Below are 18,674 nucleotides of genomic sequence, written 5' to 3'. Positions count from 1 at the left end.
TTGAATGTCGCAAAGTGTTCAATTTTATACAGCTTACATAAGCTAGGAGCGGGAAAGATAGAAATATAGTGCAATGCTTTGGGGGGATTGGGATGATAAGAGAGTTGGAAAAAGCCGAGGTTAGTTCTGTTATATTCATGAGAGATTATTTACAGTTTTTCTTCGAGGGGGAGCGGGGAAACGGTATGCTTACCGCCTATGTTATGCCGGAACTTTTTGTTACCGGGCGGAGATTTGACAGTACGGTTCCTGGTTACCGGGATTCACTATGCTCATTTATTACCCGAAAGGTGAAACGGTCCGAAATGGAGGAGTGGACAATCAAGTTGGTTTTCGATAATGATGACAGGCTTGAGATCCCGCTGCAGGAAGCTGATGCAATGGGAATGGAAGCGGCGATGTTACGCTTTGATAATGAGATTTTGATATGGTAGTGTACCATGGGGACGGTTGGGATGGCTAATAGATGCCAGAAGAACCCTCCCGGTGGAGTTCCGGTGGAGATGAGTTGAGTTCCGGTGGAGTTCATTTGCTGATAAGAGGTTCTTATTTACTGATAACATGCCCTCATTTACTGATAAAGGAGCTTCACTTACTGATAAAAGAGTCTTACTTACTGATAAAGGTGTCTGGTTGCTGATACGAGGGTCTTACTGAGTAGAAGAGCGGCCTATTATGGGATAAGAGCTATGCCTTCAGCAAGACAGTTTTAGGTTAGAGGAATGTCACTCCCCTATAATAATTACACCCACTTTATTGGAGGAAATAAAGTGGGTGTTTGCATTTTGTATAGTTGATGTGTTTTTAAAATGGCAAATCTTCATGGTAAGATGAATATTTACTCACCTTCAAGTAACTCCATTACTTTTCGGTCAAACTCCTCATCTGAAAGTACTCCTAGAGCGTTGGCGAGTATGAGATTTTCCTCTTCCTTCGTCAACTGTAGTCCTTCGATTGCAAGAGATCCCTTTACAGTTTTTAAGTTTTCTTTTACTTTAAGTCTTTTTATTTCAGCCAATTTGCATCTTCCACCCCTCCGAAAATTATCAAGGCGAAATGGCAGTTCTGTTTTTGAAATGTGTCCAGCAATTTCCCGATTTGTTAAGGACCCGGTCTTTTTGTTATTGGTCTTTCTCTTAACAGTAATGGACATATAGAACTCTCCTTCAGTATAGAGTTTTCAGTGATTGAATTTTGTCAATTTCTATACCTTAATTATAACATTTTTCCCTAAATGAAGACTTTAAAACAGTTGAGGAAATACTGGTTTAGCAGCATCCGATAATTTCTGAGCCGATCACTTTGTATGAGCCAATTTTCCCCAAAACCTGCATGGAAAAAAACAAAAGGCACAACAGGGAGTAAAAAGTCCCGGTTGTGCCTTTATCATTGCTTTATGCTGAAGTGGTTATTTCCTCTATTTCCTGAAGCTTGTCCACGAGGGCTTTTTTCATGTCCCTGTATTTGCTGGAGATGCTGCCGGCGGAAATTCCAAAAGCTTCAGCCAGTTGCTTTTGAGAAATCGAGACAGGAGCCGGACTGTGTGACAGAACTAAATAGATGAGTGCAGCTGTATAGATTTGAGGGTTCCGGATGGTGGGATTTGTTTTTTCGCTGTATTGGGACCAAAGCGTTAGGCCAAGGTTGACCAGCGTCTTTGATTCATCTAGTTCTTGTGTGTATTCCTGGTATGCTTCCGCTACTTCACGGTGTTTTTCCGATGGCCATTCCCATCCGTCCATAAGGGTGACGGGTTCCGGGAACATAAAGCGGTCAAGGACGATAAGAAAGGAATCTTTCATGAAGAATTTAGGATTTCCACTTCCGGTTTTTTCATATAATGCGAGTATTTCTTTTTCAATTTCATCCGCAAAGTTGGCGGGGATGTTAAAAAAGGTCCCTAAAAACACCGCAGGTTCTGAAGGAAGGACAGTTGCCATCAAGAGGTCCCCTTGTTCCGGTAGATATTCCTGTTCAAGTAATTTTACTGGGTACGTTTCTTTAGTGAAACTATCTTCTACAGTTAGGACCTTGCCATTGTCCAAATTGATTGCCCTAAAGACAGATGGGTAGCTGTTTCGCCAAGCCTCGGCCATTTCTTTTACCTTTGGCCTAGAAATGGTTTTGGAATAAGTGTCGAGGTAATCATCCATGACCGTTTTTCCGTTTTTGAGATGGGAAGTGGCAAACCATGTAAGGGCGCAAAATTCAAACACCTCGGTTGCTTCGTCCGGAACGGGGTGGTTATCGTAATGCTCCTGTAAATAATTTTGAATTTCGTCTTCGTAGTTACTCCATGTATATCGTATTATATTTGCTTGGAGGTCTTTCAATTCTTTGTCGAGCATCTGGTCCAATTGCACAACCGCCCCTTTGCCGCAGCATTTCTTGTACTTCTTACCGCTCCCGCATGGGCATTTTTCATTTCGGCCTATCGTTGTTGACACTACTTGCTCATCCTTTCGCATGCTTTGTAACTTAACTATCATAGCATAAAGCTGGAGGAAGGCAGGTTGGCAATCCTTGGGGTATGGCGTATGGAAAGGTAAATAGTGATGAAGTAACTTTATATATGTAGTAATGGGTTTTGGAAATTATAAAATTAATAATAATTGTACTCGATTAGATCTCTCGGAGAATAAAACGATGAGGATATGAACTTGGAATGCAGAAATGGCATTTAGAAGTAAAATTGAAAAAATGTATCATTTCATGGCAAATATACTCCTTATTTCACAATACAAGTAACCCCAAAAATGGAATAAGGCCCTCCTATTCGATTTACATACCCACCATGACAGCTGTGACCAAGTAATCCCCATTGCTCCCTCACTGGTATGAATAAGCTATACCTAATCCATGCACTTGATAAAGTCAATGTTTTAGAATTTATTAAAGTAGACATTCATAAGATAACAATAGTGACAGTGCAGCAACTCTGGTATGAGTTAATATTATTTGTTGAAGAATCAATGCAGGCTGAGCATCCAAAAGGAATTTTGGGGTAATTATCGTGTTCAATTGTTGGCTTTTTCCCAAATTTTAAATTTGATATAACTTATATATTCCTTAAAGTCATCTTTGTTAATTCCATCCTCAATCGCTTTTTCAATCATTTTTTTCCATTCTGGGTCTAGGTTCTTGATATCATTATTGTCTAAATCAAGTTCCTCCTGGTTCAATCCAGTAAGTAAGAACACAATAGAAACGTCCAAAGGTTTAGCTACTTTCAATAATAAATGAATAGAAGGATTTTTATTAAGATCTCTTTCCATCCCGCTTAAATACGATTTAGAAACATGTGCTAGTTCAGCTAGTTCGCTTAATGAAAACCCCTTTTGTTCCCTTAGTTTTTTTATTCGCTCTCCAATCATAGAGATTCTCCTTTTATGCTTTTATCGGGTTAATGATTATAACTGGTATTATAAAATAAAAAAGGTTCGTTTTAAAGAATTGTTTTATTGCAAAATTATACAATAAAAATGGTCATTAAACATTATTTTGAAAAATATAAACAATGGAATTTTTCATTAAGGTTACTTAAAAAGTATCTAAAACCACTCTTAATCCAGTATATTCAAGGGTTTGACACATAATTGCTGAATAAGAAGTCAATGTTGAATTTTGTTGATATATACAATTAATGGTAAAAATCCGAAAAAAATGTTTATGGGGAATCCCATTGACTTGTTCTTTATATGGAATTATTATTAGCATATATTAAATATAGGCCACGGACTGTCGTGATAAATTTTCCATTTAAACAGAAGTACTTTCTTAAGTTAAAGCATTTTAATCTCCGAAAAGTGGTGAAAACGTGTGGACAAAGAAATCAATATAAAAAAAATATTTAACATTATTAGGAATCGTCTTTGGATTCTACTTTTAATAAGCTTTATTTTCACATCTTTAGGGGGAGTTTACAGTTTCTATATGGTGAAACCGCTTTACAAAACATCTTCTAAATTGATCGTGAATGCAGATGATAAGCTTATGAACACTCTAATAGTTATGGTTAAAGAACCGGGTTTTTTGGTGCATGTAGTAAACGAGATGGATCTAAATACAAGCCCAGAAGAGTTAAGCCGCCGAATTTCTGCTGGAAGTATTGGGGGTTCATCAATAGTGGAGATCTCTGTAATTGACTCAAGCCCGGAGATGGCAGCTGATATTGCCAATACTGCCTCAAATGTATTTAAACGTGAAATGGAAAAAACGTTTGGATTGAATGATATGAGTATTTATTCTGAAGCAAATATCAATTCAGTTCCCATTAATGTCAATCATGAAAATAAAATTGTGCTTAGCTTTATTATTGGAATTATTGCAGGTATCGGGTTAATTTTCTTATTGGATTTCATGGATAACACTGTAAGATCAGATACGTTGGCAGAACAACTACTAGAGGCGCCCGTATTAGGGAATATTTCGAAAGTGAATAAGAAAAACACCGCTCAAAAACAGAATAATCAGGAAAAAATGGAAATAAGGAGGCATTCGCTTGAAGCTAATGAATAGAAAATCGTCCTTTCCAAGTAAGAAAATTAGTTTAGTGGCTGCAACTAATCCAACCTGTAAAATATCTGAACAATACCGAACCATTCGTACAAACTATCTTTCATCAATTGATTGCATGAATGCAAGGACAATCCTTATTACCTCTGCAAATGAACAAGAAGGGAAGTCAACATTTGCTGCAAATTTTGCAATTTCTTTGGCCCAGCAAGGAAAAAAGGTTTTATTAATCGATGCGAATTTACGAAATCCAATTCTGGATTTTTCTTTTAAGATGGAAAATTCTATTGGGTTGAGCAGTGTATTAAAGGGAAGGGTCAGGTTTGAGGATACAATTGCCAAAACAGATATAAAAGGCGTAGACCTTTTAACTAGTGGACCAATTCCTTTAAATCCTGCAGAACTTCTTGGCTCCCCAAATATGGAATCCCTAATTTCCACAGTAGCTGGATTATATGATGTGGTCCTATTTGACACTTTCTCAATATTAGAGGTTTCTGACGCGAAAATTTTAGCAAATCAATGCGATGGCTTAATAATTGTGATTCAGTCAGGAGAAACGAGCGTTGATGACATAGTGAAGATAAAGAGACAATTGGAACACTGTAAAACCAAGTTATTAGGAATCATATTAAATGAGACCAAATAAAGGACTTACTTAGGATTTTTTTAATCTTTTTGTTCTAAATAGAGAACAATATAATACTTTATAAAGATAGATTAAACTAGGTGATATCTCCTTACCGTTATCAATGGAGGTACTCGGTCATGCTGTGGGTTGGAAGTAACCTTAGACGCTGGTCGTCGAGAGTATGATGTGAGGAGGGGTTAAATGCCCCATGTTTTATTGAAATCTTTCCTTTTGAGATCTCCTTAAGATCTTATAAGGAAAGATTTTAATTTTATTTATAAATATTCTAATAGTTTAATTTTAGGGGTGGGAAAATGACATATAAACAAAGGTTGTCTTTTTTTATTTTAGCAGATACCTGCATTGTATTGACCGCTGTTTTTTTTAGTAGGTTCCTGGTGGACGCTACGGTCCATGTAGTGACAGTCCCAATTGTAATAATGGCTTTATCGATTCTAATCAGTCATCATATTCTTTCGTTAAAATTTCATTTGTATAAAAAGGCTTGGGAATATGCAAGTATTGGCGAACTGATCACTATTTTCAAAGTAGTCACAGGGTCCATCCTGATAGCATCATTATTTCAGCAACTAGTAATACATAATTTATCTTTCAGGCTTTTGGCTGTAACATGGCTGCTTCATATTTTTCTCATAGGAGGATCCAGATTTTGCTGGAGAGTGTTCCGAGATTCTTTTATTAACAAAGAGGGGAACAAGAAGAAAACACTGATAGTAGGTGCTGGGGCAGCCGGATCGATGGTGGCGAGACAGCTTTTGCAAAATCGTGATACAGAACTTATTCCGGTGGGATTTATTGATGACGATCGTAACAAGCAAAATCTTGATATCTTTGGCATACCCGTTGTCGGGGGAACCAACCAAATAGAATCCATTGTCAAAATCCAAAATGTTGAAAACATTGTAATAGCGATACCTTCGCTTAATAAAAAGGAATTAAATTCTATTTTTAAAGAATGTGCAAAAACAAATGCGAAAACACAAATTCTACCGATGCTTGAGGACTTGGTTTCGGGGAAGGTATCTGTCAATCAATTTCGCGATGTACAAGTAGAAGATTTGTTAGGCAGGGAGCCTATCCAACTTGATATAGAAAATATTTCAGGATACCTGGCCGGGAAAACGGTCCTTGTCACTGGCGCAGGGGGATCCATTGGTTCGGAAATATGCCGGCAAATTGCGCCATTTAATCCTGCAAAGCTTATATTGTTAGGCCATGGTGAAAACAGTATCTATTCAATCGAAATGGAATTGAAGGAGAGTTATCCAACATCTTCAATAGAATTCATAACAGAAATTGCAGACCTTCAGGATGCAGAAAAAATGAATAATATAATGAGTTTCCACCAACCTGATGTTATTTATCATGCAGCAGCTCATAAGCACGTACCGTTGATGGAGCGAAATCCTGAGGAGGCATTAAAAAATAATGTGATCGGTACATTGAATGTAGCAAGGGCGGCATGTTGGAATGGTGTAAAAACGTTTGTGATGATTTCTACAGATAAAGCAGTAAATCCAACTAGTGTAATGGGAGCAACCAAGCGCTTAGCTGAAATGATAGTCCAGGAAATGGACAACATTAGCTCTACAAAGTTTGTGGCGGTCCGATTTGGCAATGTGCTTGGAAGCCGTGGCAGTGTCATTCCTCTTTTTAAACGCCAAATTGAAAAGGGTGGACCTGTAACGGTTACTCATCCGGAAATGATTCGGTATTTTATGACGATACCCGAAGCCTCCAGGCTAGTGATTCAAGCGGGGTCTTTAGCAAAGGGCGGAGAAATTTTCGTCCTGGACATGGGAGAACCAGTTAAGATTGTTGACTTGGCCAAAAATTTAATAAAGCTATCAGGCAATTCAGTTGAAGAAATCGGAATTGAATTCACGGGAATACGGCCAGGTGAAAAGCTATACGAGGAGCTTCTAAAAGAAGATGAAGTTGATGAGAAGCAAATATATCCAAAAATTTACGTTGGTAAAAGATTGGAAGTGTTTATTGATGAAATATATCATTTGATTGAAGCATTTCCTGCTTTAGAAAAAGAAGAACTTAGAGAAAAACTATTGCTACTTGCAAATGGGAAAGTGGCTTCCAAGCCGCTGTTATCAAAAATAGTTTAGGAGTGTTTATATGAAGGTCAAAAAAGCGATTATTCCTGCGGCTGGACTAGGTACGAGATTTTTACCAGCAACTAAAGCAATGCCAAAAGAAATGCTCCCTATCGTAGATAAACCAACTATCCAGTACATTATTGAAGAAGCGGTAGAATCCGGGATTGAAGACATCATCATCGTAACGGGTAAAGGAAAAAGAGCGATTGAAGATCATTTTGATCATTCATTCGAGTTGGAGCAAAATCTATTGGATAAAAAGAAATTTGATTTGCTTGATGAGGTTCAAAAAGCTTCAAAACTAGTCGATATCCATTATATTCGTCAAAAGGAACCAAAAGGCCTGGGGCATGCGATATGGTGCGCGCGTAAATTTATTGGGAACGAACCTTTTGCTGTATTGCTGGGCGATGATATTGTCCAATCTGAAAAACCTTGTTTGAAGCAAATGATTGAACAATATGATCGATATAATGCTTCCATTTTAGGAGTCCAAACCGTACCATTTGAAGAGGTTCAAAGATATGGGATTGTGGATGGAAGCCAAATTGGAGACCGTTTATATTCAGTTAATAATTTGGTGGAAAAACCGAAACAGGATTTTGCTCCCTCCAACCTAGCTATTTTGGGACGCTACATTCTTAACCCAAGAATTTTTGAGATTTTAGAAACCCAAACGCCTGGAGCAGGCGGAGAAATCCAGCTCACCGATGCCATTGCAGGCTTAAATCAATTTGAAGCCATTTATGCTTATCATTTTGAAGGCGTTCGCTATGATGTAGGGGAAAAAATGGGGTTTATAAAAACAATGATCGAATTCGGTTTGCAACGCGATGAGTTAAAACAAGAATTACTTGATTATTTATCAGATATAGTTGAAAAAACCAAAGTGAAGGTTAACTAAAGCTGGTGAATGAAGTGAGAAGAATTCTCTATATCACGACCTTGAGTAGAACAATTAATTCTTTTTTAGTTCCTCATATTGAAAAGCTAATTGATGAAGGCAACATCGTTGACTGTGCCTGTTCAATCGACGAAGAAGTGGATAAACACCTAACCAAGCGAGGTGTTAGGTTTTTTAATGTGCCTTTTACTAGAAACCCATTAAACCCGATGAACGGAAAGGCTTTTATTGACCTGGTGAAGATTCAGAAACAATTTAATTATGATACCGTCCATGTCCATACACCGATAGCTGCATTGTATGGAAGGCTGTTAAAGCTAAGATTCCCAGAGCTAAAAACGATTTACACTGTCCATGGGTTCCATTTTTATAAAGAGGCCCCAATCGTAAATTGGGGGATTTATTACCCTATAGAGAAAGTGATGGCTCATTATACGGATACGATCATTACAATGAATTCCGAAGATTATGAGCAGGCAAAGAAATTCAAGGTGAAGGAAATTCATAAGGTCAATGGCGTTGGGGTAAATTTAACTTCCTATCGTGGCGATTTATATGATCGAAATGAGATAAGAAAGGGTTTAAGTCTAAAAGATGGTGACTTTGTCATCATCATGATTGCAGAAGTGAACAAAAATAAAAATCATAAACAAATGATTGATGCAGTAGATATACTGAACAAAAAAGGAATTCAAGTAAAAGTGATATGTGCAGGTGATGGCCCACTTCTAAAGAGCCTAGTAACGGAACTTACGGAAAGGGACCTACAAGATCAGATTCAATTTTTGGGCAATCGAAATGATATTACGGAGCTTATCACAGCCAGTGATCTTGGTATGCTCATGTCCTACCGTGAAGGACTTCCAAGAAATATCATGGAGCTGATGGCCTGTAAGAAACCTGTAATTGGGACAAAAATAAGAGGAATACGGGATTTAGTTGAAGATGAAAACTCTGGATTTTTAGTAAACGTTGGTGATGCAGATGAAACAGCAAAAAGAATTGAGGAGCTTTACAAGGACAGAAGTTTATTAGAGAAAATGGGTTCTAATGCTTATGAATCGATACAAAAATATGATGTTAACCAAGTTATTGCCCATCTTGTCGAGATATACGGTGTGAACAATCAACGAATAAAGCAAAGGTTGACAAAAAACATTTCATAAAGGTGTTTGTATGGAAAATAAAATAACTCAAGGTAAGTATGAAACATTTAGTCCTCAAAATATACTTATCTTGACCATGCTTCTGTTTTTTAGTTTTACATCTTTAAGGTTTGGTGCCTTTGGAGTTGGAGAGTTGCTTCTATTGTTTTTTTGTATTTTGCAGTTGGCCGGGCAAAAGACGATTCTTGTATCGTTTCATCACCATTTCTTTTCTCTATTTTGGGTATTCTTTCTTTGTTTTATGACTTTTGGCTATGGAGTCAATACCTTTTTAGAAATTGCACCCCGGCATGTAACATTCGATTATAAGGCTTATGTTGTTATTTTATTTTTATGTTTTACATTCGAAACCTTGTTTAAAAAGAGTAATTTTAAAAGTCTCTATAGTTTATTACGTTTTCTTTATTTTGGGGGACTAGTGGTTATTGGAGCTTTATATCTGATTTATTTATCAGGTACAAGAGTTTTATTCGGCTTTTATTTAACCTATGCTGGTTCTCACATTTTCTCTCCATTTGCTAATGATTATCATCAGTTTGCTTATTTTGTAGCTCCCTTGCCATTTATTGGCCTCTATTTAATGGTCAATGAAAAGAGATTAAGTTTAAAGGTACTAGCAATAGTAGGTATCATTTTAAGTGTATTAATTGGATTGTCGACCACATCTTCCACATTGGTTTCAGCATGGGCAATTTCTACCTTAGCCTTTTGTATATTTGGGGCAGGAAAAATAATAAGCAAACTAAATATGTCAATTAGCATCATGTTCGCGTTAATTTGTTTAATAATAGTCATTGCCCTTTTTAATTATGAAACAATTCTTGGAATGGTCCAAGATTTCTTTCATGGTGATTCCAATGGAGAAAATAGGCTTGTTATATGGAGTAATGCTATTAAATCCTGGTTGTACTCACCTATATTCGGATTAGGTCCTGGATCATATGCTGGTTCCTACGTGTTTGGGGGATTTGAAGCTCATAATACCTTTTTGCAAATATTGACTCAAAGCGGGATCGCTGGGGGATTGGCGTATATCCTTATGGTTACAAAATTAACAAAAAATACTTATGTAAATACCTTTATCTTATGTTCAATCATTTCTTTAATAGCTTATGGCTTAGGAATAAATGATTTACGGCGCACCGTCCTCTGGTTCTATTATATTTTGTTCTATTATCTAGTGTTAAAAAGCAAAGGGGAATATTAAATGGAAATCCCATTCCTTTCAACTGTCATACCGGTATATAATGCTGAAAAAACAGTTAGCCGTGCCATATACAGTATTTTATCTCAAGATTTCTACAATATGGAAATTATTATTATAAATGACGGCTCTACTGATCGAAGCCTTGAGATCTGCCAAAACATCGCGCGAATTGAGCCAAGAATAAGGCTTTTCTCGATTGAAAATTCTGGTGTCAGCAATGCTAGGAATTTAGGGATAGAACAAGCACAAGGAAAGTATATTACGTTCTTGGATGCAGATGATTATTATATGGATGGCTATCTTAAAGTGATTATGGCAGAGATAGAGCCAAACACACAATTGGTTCTATTTGGTTACAATGTCGTACGTGGCGGAAAATCGTATCCATGTACGTTTCCAGAAAAAATGGATTCACAGTTTAGTACTCAGGCTCAGTTTAGGAAAGCGGCCATAACCTTAATAGAAAATGAATTGATCAATGCTCCTTGGAATAAAGTTTATTTAACAAGTTATATAAAAAATAACAAAATCAACTTTCCTGTTAACATTGATATTGGTGAAGATCTAAGATTTAATTTATTAGTTATTAAGAACATTAATTATGTTAAAGTATCTAACCAAATGTTAGTCAATTATACAGTGAAAAAAGGTGAAGGCCTAGTGTCTAGGTATAGACGGAATCGTTTGGAGATACGGCTTTCCTTGCTGCGTGATATTAGAGATATGTTCGAATATTGGGGACTGTTAGAGGAAAATAGATCGATGTTGGATCGAATGCTTTTAAAAGATTTTATGGCAAGTTTTATGGATTTGTATAAAAAAACCTGTAACTTTTCGTACAAGGAAAAACTCGATTTTATTAAAAGCAGTGTATATAAAGAAGATAAAGTTTTAAAAAGTTGCAGTACACCCGATTTATTAACCCAATTTCTCAAACTAGTAATCAATACAAAAAATAGTGCAATAATCTTATTCTTTGCCAGAATAATGAGCTTAAAGAGAGGGTTCTGATGAAAATAAGTGTCATTGTCGCAGCCTACAACATTGAAAGTTATATAGAAAAATGTTTAGAATCCATTATTGTACAGACATATAAGGATTTAGAAATCATCGTGGTTAACGACGGATCAACGGACAACACTCTTCATTTAATAAGTAATTTCTCAAAGATAGACTCTAGAATTGTTGTGATTGACAAAGCAAACGGGGGGCTTAGTTCTGCAAGGAATGCCGGACTAGAGATTGCATCGGGTGAGTATATAGGGTTTGTTGATGGTGATGATTATATCCATGAGGAAATGTATCAAAAGCTTTTACTTTTAAGCCAAGAAACACAAAGCGATATCGCTGTTTGTGGGCACATTCGGAAATATTCCAATAGGGAAGTGTTTTCAAATTCAAAGAAAATCATACACTACTCTTCTGAAGAAGCATTGTCAGAACTGATTTCCAGTAAAAAAATACATGATTATGCTTGGGATAAGCTTTATAAAAAGAAGTTATTCGAAAACATTAGATATCCAATTGGGAAAATGTATGAAGATGTATTTACCACTTATAAATTATTTATCAAAGCGAAGAAAGTGGTATACATTGATGAACCTTTATATTATTACATCCAGAGGGATGGAAGTATATTAAGAAAGGGTTTTAGTGAAAAACAGTTTCATCAACTCGAGGCACTGGAGGAAATGAAAAGGTTTCTCATTGAAAATCGTATTTACCATTATGAAGAAAACCTTGATGCAAGAATTTTAAACGTAAAGTGTCGGATGTTATTTGATATAAGTGCTGGTAATGCCATAAAGAATACAACAAAACATAAGGATACAGCAAAATTTCTTATAAAAACAATCCGGGCGAAATCAATTAAGGACCTATTCAACAAAAGGGTTTCTTTGTTTAGTAAAATAATGATGATTTTGTCGCTCCACGGTTACTGGACTGTTCAAATGACCATGAGATTATATCCGGTAAAAACCCTTATTGAAAGAAGGGTAGGGTTAAGGTAATGAATAAAAAGGTTTTATTTGTCCTTGATCGAATGGTAATGGGTGGGGTTGAAGTCCTCTTACTGGATATTTTAAGAAGTCTTGATGCAAAGAAATATAGTATCACCGTTATGAGCTTATTCGACGGTGGAGAACTAGTACATGAGTTGCCCAAAACGGTAAATCATGTTTTTTTATTTAAAAAACAATATAAGGGTATTTACCGATTATTACGCTTTATTCCCCCTCGCCTTCTTTACAAAAAATTAAACAATCAGGAATTTGATATTGAAATATCCTTTAAAACAGGAATACCGGAAAAAATTGTGGCAGCTTCCCGTAATCGCCAATCGAAAAAAATTGCATGGATACACGGGGATATGGAGTATCAGAATTTTGGTCTGGAAAGCCATATAACAAAGAAAAAGCAAACCGAGTGCTACAACAAATTTGACTTTATCATTACTGTATCGGAAAAATGCAGACGTGCGTTTATGAGTGTAACACAAACGGAAACCCCAGTTGAAAAAATCTACAATGCGATCATACCCGGAAAAATAGATACAAAATTGAGTGAAGATGTAACAATTTCGATGGACAAAAATCTGATCAATCTGATCACAATTGCCCGGTTACATGTAGATAAAGGAATTGATAGGTTAATAAGAGCATTTTGTAAAGGATATGCAAAAAACAATAGGCTGCGCTTATACATCATAGGCCACGGGCCAGAGGAAAAAAAATTAAGGAAACTGGCACAAGAATTAAATGTACATGAGGCAATATGCTTCCTGGGAAAAAAATTGAACCCATATGTTTATTTAAGAGAGGCAAGTATATATATACATCCAGCTCATAGTGAACCTTTTGGCATTGTGGTTATAGAAGCTTTATACATGGGGCTTCCAGTCGTATCGACTAAATGTGGAGGACCGGATGAAATATTGAGCAATGGCAAATATGGCTTATTAGTGGAAAATTCACAAGAAGGATTAAATGAGGCGCTACTAAGGATTGCGGAAAATCATGAAGAGATCCTTTCATTAAAGAACGATTCTAAATCACGTGCAAGCCATTTTACGATGAATAACATGATGGAAGAGGTTATCGGCTTATTGGATGAAAAATAAAATCTATAAGTAAGGAAGAAACATATGGAATATCGTTGTATAGTGTCAGTCATAGTCCCTGTTTACAATGCAGAGAAATACTTATCAAGATGTATTGAAAGCATCCTTGGCCAAACACTCTCATCAATCGAGTTGATTCTCATCAACGATGGTTCTACCGATCAAAGTGCCGGAATTTTCAACTACTACGCTTCGCAGGATGAAAGAATAAAAGTCATCCATATTGAAAATAACGGACCAGGAAATGCCCGGAATGTTGGCTTGGAACATGCTAAAGGCAAGTATATTCAGTTTACAGACAGTGATGATACGTTACCGCCTAATTTTCTAGAAGTGCTTCATAATCGAATGGAAACGGAAAATCCGGATTTAGTTGTTTGTGGCAGTAAACTTGTAAAAAATAATCGTGAAATTGACAAACTAACCGTATGTGAGTTTGAGAGTTATCATGACAAGCCCATCATTGAATTGTTCGTAAACTTGCTTGAAAAAGGATTAGCGTATTCTTCATGGAATAAATTGTATCGCAAGGAACTAATTCGAAATCATAAAATTCGCTTCGGAACAGAGTTTCATTTGGGTGAGGATGCTATATTTAATATCTCCTATTTTAGGAATTCAACCAAAGTTTCTTTTGAGCCCGGTGTTTCATATGAATACCATCAAAATGAAGGCAGCCTTGTAAATAGATATCTACATAATAAATTTGAAATCCAAAAGCTGCTTTACGGATTTTTGAGAAGCCTTATTAACGGGGTACCCTGCACTCATCTAAAGGAAGGTTTAATTCTTTATTACCAGTATGAATTTGCCTTCGCGTTTATCAATTATTATTTACCAGACTGCCCAATGAATTCAATAGATCGAAAAAAAATGATAAGTATGATGATAAAAGATGAAATAGTGCAGGAAATTTTTGCATTACCGAATCATCGCAGTAATTTACAAAAAATGATACGAAGGCTTGTCCGGCTTAAAAGTGCAACCTTTATGGACCTATTTTTACGAGCATATAGAAGGAGATATTTATAATGCTGCATGTAAAGACCCCTTTAGTATCAATCATCATACCAGTATATAATGCCCAGAAATTTCTGCAACGTTGCATTGATTCCGTTTTAAACCAGACTTTTAAGGATTTTGAATTAATACTTGTAAATGATGGTTCAAACGATAGCAGTGGTGAAATTTGCGATTTGTATTGTGAGCAAAATGAACGTGTACAAGTGCATCATATAAAAAACGGAGGTCCATCAAGAGCTCGTAATCATGGTATGGCACAAGCAAAAGGTAAATATATAACCTTTATTGATGCAGATGATTATGTTAATGCGTTTTTTTCTGATACAGCAAATAAAGTAAAGTCAGAGGATTATGATTTAATTGTAGCGCCTTTTAGTATCGTAAATCCCATCGGGGATTCTGTTGAATCTTTCCAGTATATAGAAAAATCATTTTCAAGCAATGAAAGAAAACAAGATTTTTTAAAAGCGATCTGGTTAGGCAAACCTCTTTTTGGTAGTTGTTGGAACAAGTGGTATAAGAAATCAATCATATGTGCAAATGGCATAGGTTTTATGAATGATTTTTTTATCGCAGAGGATTATCTTTTTAATCTGCATTTTTATCGAAAATGCCAATCTGCAGTATTAGTGAGTTTTCCTTATTATCTGCACATTCAGCATGAGAATAGTGTGACTTCAAGAATCTATTATAATCGGTTTGATATCGCAAAAACTGTTTATATCGAATCATTAAAGTTATTGGGGGATATTAACATACATGACCACCATTCCAGAACCTTTGTGGAAGAAGCATACCTTAGCGGGGTTCTAAGGGCGATGTTCGATATCGCAAAGACGGAAAATAAACTCACATTTAGAGAAAAGATAACAGAGTTAAAAAAGTACTTAAACGACGAGGAAGTGCGCACTCTTGCAGCCAACAACAAAAACTATACTTTCAACCGTTGGGCTTTTTTCTGTTTAAAATATCAGCTACCCATGTTTTATTATTCCTTATTTAAGATTAGAAATTTATTGAAAGGCTGACCTATGAGTAATCCTAAAATTAGTATTATTATTACAATTTATCAAGTTGAACAGTATTTAGTCCGATGTATTGATTCGGTTTTAAATCAGACATTTAAGGACTTTGAATTAATACTGGTGGATAATGGGTCGACGGATGGGTCTTCACACATATGTAATAAGTACAAACAAAAAGACAGCAGAATTAAATTTATTCAGAAAAATCATGGTTCGATTGCTTCTGGACGGAATTTTGGTTTAAAACATGCAAAAGGCGAATTTATCCAGTTCATGGACGCGGATGACTCAATCGATGCTGGTATGTTGGAGAAAATGCATCAGTCCATTGTTCAATATAATGCGGATTTAATTACCTGTGGTTACAAAAAAATGTATAAGAATAAAAACGCTGAAGAGTACTTTGTTTCTTGTGAGGTTGAGGATCGGGTATTTAAAAAACAAGATTTCTTATCAGTGTGCGCCAAATATTGTGAGAATTTTATACTATATTTTGTATGGAATAAACTTTATCGTGCTGATATCATCAAGAGCAATGGCATTTGGTTTGATGAGTCGATTACACGAAGTGAAGATGTTCTCTTTAATTTCGACTATATAAAAAAGGCTAATAGGTTTGTTTTCATAAAGGACCCTCTATATATTTATAATCGTTCTAATGTAAATTCAACATCCAAAGGCTTTCATATTCAGGATGTTGAAATGCAGAGTCTAACCTATAACCGAATTCGAAATTATCTTATTAAACAGGGTGTCTATCAAAGTAATGAGCGCAATTTAGAACACCAATATGCGGTGGCCATGTTTTCTCTAATTGCACAGGCATATTTAACGAGTTTGAAGGTGCCAAAAAAAGTTAGACGGGGCTATATAGAAAGCATATTGCAAAAGAGTTGTACTAAAAAAGCATTGCAACACTTCTCGAATAGTGGTTTCTTATCTAACATCATAAAGTACAAACTTAATAAGTCGATCATGTTCACAGATTTCATATTCAGTATTTATTTCTTTTTGAAAAAAGGAAAGCTTGCAGATTAAGCTTTCTTTTTTTATTGTTGGCGGCAAATAGAAGTTAATGGGGGTAACTATTATGAAAGTTGTTATTTTAGCGGGAGGCTTTGGAACGCGGATTAGTGAGGAAAGCCACTTAAAACCAAAACCAATGATTGAAATTGGAGGTAAACCGATCCTCTGGCATATTATGAAATATTATTCTTCGTTTGGTTACAATGATTTTATTATTTGTTGTGGCTATAAGCAATATGCCATAAAAGAGTTTTTTGCAGATTATTACTTACACATGTCTGATGTAACTTTCGATTTTTCAGCTTCCAACAAAATGATTGTTCATAATAATAATACGGAGCCTTGGAAAGTTACCTTAATTGATACCGGTCTTACAACCATGACAGGTGGGCGTATTAAAAGAGTGAAAGACTATATTGGCAATGAGCCTTTTATGTTAACTTACGGGGATGGCGTATCCAATGTTGATATTAATGAGTTAGTTAAATTTCATAAATATTGTGGAAAAATGGCAACGATTACGGCAATCCAACCAGGAGGCCGGTTTGGGATGCTGGATATTGATAAAGAGGAACAGATTAACAATTTCAAGGAAAAATCCAAAGAAGATGGTGGCTGGATCAATGGAGGATTTATGGTGCTAAACCCGGCAGTGATTGATTTCATTGAAGATGATACGACAGTATTCGAAAACGAACCATTAGAGACATTAGCTGAAATAGGTGAATTAAAGGCTTATAAACATTATGGATTTTGGCAGTGTATGGATACATTGCGTGATAAGGAGATGTTGGAAAGTCTTTGGAAACGTGAAGAAGCTCCGTGGAAAGTGTGGGATAAAGTTGAACTTTTACAAGGGTAAGAAGGTATTTGTGACGGGACATACCGGTTTTAAAGGGACATGGCTATGTAAAATGCTTATTAATAAAGGAGCAAAAGTAACCGGATATGCCCTACAGCCTCCCACTGAACCGAACTTGTTTACACTTAGCGGCATTGAAAGTGAGATGAATTCGATCATTGGAGATATAAGAGACTTAAAAAAGCTGAAGGTAGCTTTCCATGAGGCAGAACCGGAAATCGCCATTCATCTTGCCGCACAACCTCTAGTAAGAGATTCTTATAGCGATCCCCATTATACGTACGAAACGAATGTTATGGGAACAGTAAACTTTCTTGAATGTGTGAGGGAAAGCAAAACGGTAAAATCGGTACTAAATGTCACGACTGATAAAGTGTATCAAAATTATGAGTGGGAATGGGGATATAGAGAAACGGATAGTCTAAATGGCTATGACCCTTATTCGAACAGTAAATCTTGTTCCGAAATCATAACCCAGTGCTATAAAAACTCTTTCTTTTCAAATACTGATATTTCCATATCGACTGCAAGAGCAGGAAATGTCATTGGGGGAGGAGACTTTTCGAATGATCGGATTATTCCAGATTGTATTCGGGCAGTAATAAACAATGAACCGATTATAGTAAGAAATCCAGCATCAATCCGGCCTTATCAACATGTATTAGAACCACTTGTAGCCTATTTATTAATAGCTAAAAAACAATTTGTTGATAAAAAGTACGAAGGTTATTATAACGTTGGCCCCAATGAAAAAGACTGTGTTTCAACAGAAACACTGGCGAATCTATTTTGCCAGGTATGGGGCAAAGGGGGACGTTCGATCAATAAGTCTGATGGAGGCCCTCATGAAGCCAGCTTTTTAAAATTGGACTGCTCAAAAATAAAAAAGACATTTGGTTGGGAACCAAGATGGAATATCGAAACAGCCATCGAGAAAACAGTCGAATGGACTAGGGTTTATATCTCTAAAGGGAATGTGGCCCTAATGATGGATAAACAAATTTTAGAGTTTATGGAACCTCAAAAACATGAGTATTCAAAAATGTCGGTTAGGTGATAAAA

At 36.1% G+C, this 18,674-nt stretch carries 18 protein-coding genes; 15 read left to right on the top strand and 3 right to left on the bottom strand.

Annotated elements, in window-relative coordinates:
• Positions 1 to 92 precede the first annotated feature (92 nt).
• Complete coding sequence (locus tag RB160_RS05525) at positions 93 to 434, top strand: hypothetical protein (protein WP_316569235.1); 342 nt, start codon at positions 93 to 95, stop codon at positions 432 to 434.
• A 404-nt stretch (positions 435 to 838) separates the two neighbouring features.
• On the opposite strand, the gene RB160_RS05520 is transcribed toward RB160_RS05525, so the two are convergent.
• The 3 genes from RB160_RS05520 to RB160_RS05510 all read right to left on the bottom strand — a co-directional run bounded on the left by RB160_RS05520 (position 839) and on the right by RB160_RS05510 (position 3,374).
• Positions 839 to 1,153: a hypothetical protein gene (locus RB160_RS05520; protein WP_316569234.1), complete on the bottom strand. Its 315-nt coding sequence runs from the start codon at positions 1,151 to 1,153 to the stop codon at positions 839 to 841.
• A 241-nt stretch (positions 1,154 to 1,394) separates the two neighbouring features.
• The gene (locus RB160_RS05515; RefSeq protein WP_316569233.1) at positions 1,395 to 2,447 is read right to left on the bottom strand and encodes a cyclin family protein; all 1,053 of its coding nucleotides are present in this window, start codon (positions 2,445 to 2,447) and stop codon (positions 1,395 to 1,397) included.
• 570 nt (positions 2,448 to 3,017) lie between these two features.
• Positions 3,018 to 3,374 (bottom strand): helix-turn-helix domain-containing protein, encoded by a 357-nt coding sequence (locus RB160_RS05510; protein WP_316569232.1) that lies wholly within the window; start codon positions 3,372 to 3,374, stop codon positions 3,018 to 3,020.
• Positions 3,375 to 3,819: 445 nt separating this feature from the next.
• On the opposite strand from RB160_RS05510, the gene RB160_RS05505 reads away from it, so the two are divergent.
• The 14 genes from RB160_RS05505 (at position 3,820) to rfbG (ending at position 18,669) form a co-directional block, all read left to right on the top strand.
• A complete protein-coding gene (locus RB160_RS05505) occupies positions 3,820 to 4,518 on the top strand; it encodes a YveK family protein (RefSeq protein WP_316569231.1) in 699 nt (232 codons plus the stop codon).
• Positions 4,511 to 5,164 (top strand): CpsD/CapB family tyrosine-protein kinase, encoded by a 654-nt coding sequence (locus RB160_RS05500; RefSeq protein ID WP_316569589.1) that lies wholly within the window; start codon positions 4,511 to 4,513, stop codon positions 5,162 to 5,164. Before RB160_RS05505 ends, RB160_RS05500 begins: the two co-directional genes overlap by 8 nt.
• A gap of 296 nt (positions 5,165 to 5,460) precedes the next feature.
• The gene (locus RB160_RS05495) at positions 5,461 to 7,287 is read left to right on the top strand and encodes a polysaccharide biosynthesis protein (protein WP_316569230.1); all 1,827 of its coding nucleotides are present in this window, start codon (positions 5,461 to 5,463) and stop codon (positions 7,285 to 7,287) included.
• 10 nt (positions 7,288 to 7,297) lie between these two features.
• On the top strand, positions 7,298 to 8,182 hold the full coding sequence (galU, locus tag RB160_RS05490) for a UTP--glucose-1-phosphate uridylyltransferase GalU (protein WP_316569229.1): 885 nt from the start codon (positions 7,298 to 7,300) through the stop codon (positions 8,180 to 8,182).
• A 14-nt stretch (positions 8,183 to 8,196) separates the two neighbouring features.
• The gene (locus tag RB160_RS05485) at positions 8,197 to 9,348 is read left to right on the top strand and encodes a glycosyltransferase family 4 protein (RefSeq protein WP_316569228.1); all 1,152 of its coding nucleotides are present in this window, start codon (positions 8,197 to 8,199) and stop codon (positions 9,346 to 9,348) included.
• A gap of 10 nt (positions 9,349 to 9,358) precedes the next feature.
• The gene (locus RB160_RS05480; RefSeq protein WP_316569227.1) at positions 9,359 to 10,555 is read left to right on the top strand and encodes an O-antigen ligase family protein; all 1,197 of its coding nucleotides are present in this window, start codon (positions 9,359 to 9,361) and stop codon (positions 10,553 to 10,555) included.
• Positions 10,556 to 11,566: a glycosyltransferase family 2 protein gene (locus RB160_RS05475; protein WP_316569226.1), complete on the top strand. Its 1,011-nt coding sequence runs from the start codon at positions 10,556 to 10,558 to the stop codon at positions 11,564 to 11,566.
• The gene (locus tag RB160_RS05470) at positions 11,566 to 12,567 is read left to right on the top strand and encodes a glycosyltransferase family 2 protein (protein ID WP_316569225.1); all 1,002 of its coding nucleotides are present in this window, start codon (positions 11,566 to 11,568) and stop codon (positions 12,565 to 12,567) included. The genes RB160_RS05475 and RB160_RS05470 overlap by 1 nt, the downstream gene beginning before the upstream one ends.
• On the top strand, positions 12,567 to 13,676 hold the full coding sequence (locus RB160_RS05465; RefSeq protein WP_316569224.1) for a glycosyltransferase: 1,110 nt from the start codon (positions 12,567 to 12,569) through the stop codon (positions 13,674 to 13,676). The genes RB160_RS05470 and RB160_RS05465 overlap by 1 nt, the downstream gene beginning before the upstream one ends.
• Before the next feature lie 24 nt (positions 13,677 to 13,700).
• The gene (locus tag RB160_RS05460; protein WP_316569223.1) at positions 13,701 to 14,708 is read left to right on the top strand and encodes a glycosyltransferase family 2 protein; all 1,008 of its coding nucleotides are present in this window, start codon (positions 13,701 to 13,703) and stop codon (positions 14,706 to 14,708) included.
• Positions 14,708 to 15,727, top strand: coding sequence for a glycosyltransferase family 2 protein (locus tag RB160_RS05455; RefSeq protein ID WP_316569222.1), 1,020 nt, complete (start codon positions 14,708 to 14,710; stop codon positions 15,725 to 15,727). The genes RB160_RS05460 and RB160_RS05455 overlap by 1 nt, the downstream gene beginning before the upstream one ends.
• A gap of 3 nt (positions 15,728 to 15,730) precedes the next feature.
• Complete coding sequence (locus tag RB160_RS05450) at positions 15,731 to 16,762, top strand: glycosyltransferase family 2 protein (protein ID WP_316569221.1); 1,032 nt, start codon at positions 15,731 to 15,733, stop codon at positions 16,760 to 16,762.
• Between the two features lie 52 nt (positions 16,763 to 16,814).
• Positions 16,815 to 17,612: a glucose-1-phosphate cytidylyltransferase gene (rfbF, locus tag RB160_RS05445; protein ID WP_316569220.1), complete on the top strand. Its 798-nt coding sequence runs from the start codon at positions 16,815 to 16,817 to the stop codon at positions 17,610 to 17,612.
• Positions 17,593 to 18,669: a CDP-glucose 4,6-dehydratase gene (gene rfbG, locus RB160_RS05440; protein ID WP_316569219.1), complete on the top strand. Its 1,077-nt coding sequence runs from the start codon at positions 17,593 to 17,595 to the stop codon at positions 18,667 to 18,669. The genes rfbF and rfbG overlap by 20 nt, the downstream gene beginning before the upstream one ends.
• The last annotated feature ends 5 nt before the right edge of the window (positions 18,670 to 18,674 follow it).

Origin of the sequence: Neobacillus sp. YIM B06451 (assembly GCF_032667185.1) — a bacterium.
Lineage (GTDB): Bacteria > Bacillota > Bacilli > Bacillales > Cytobacillaceae > Bacillus_D.
The sequence above is the reverse complement of the archived record's forward strand: the minus strand, read 5'-3'. Positions and strand labels throughout refer to the sequence as shown.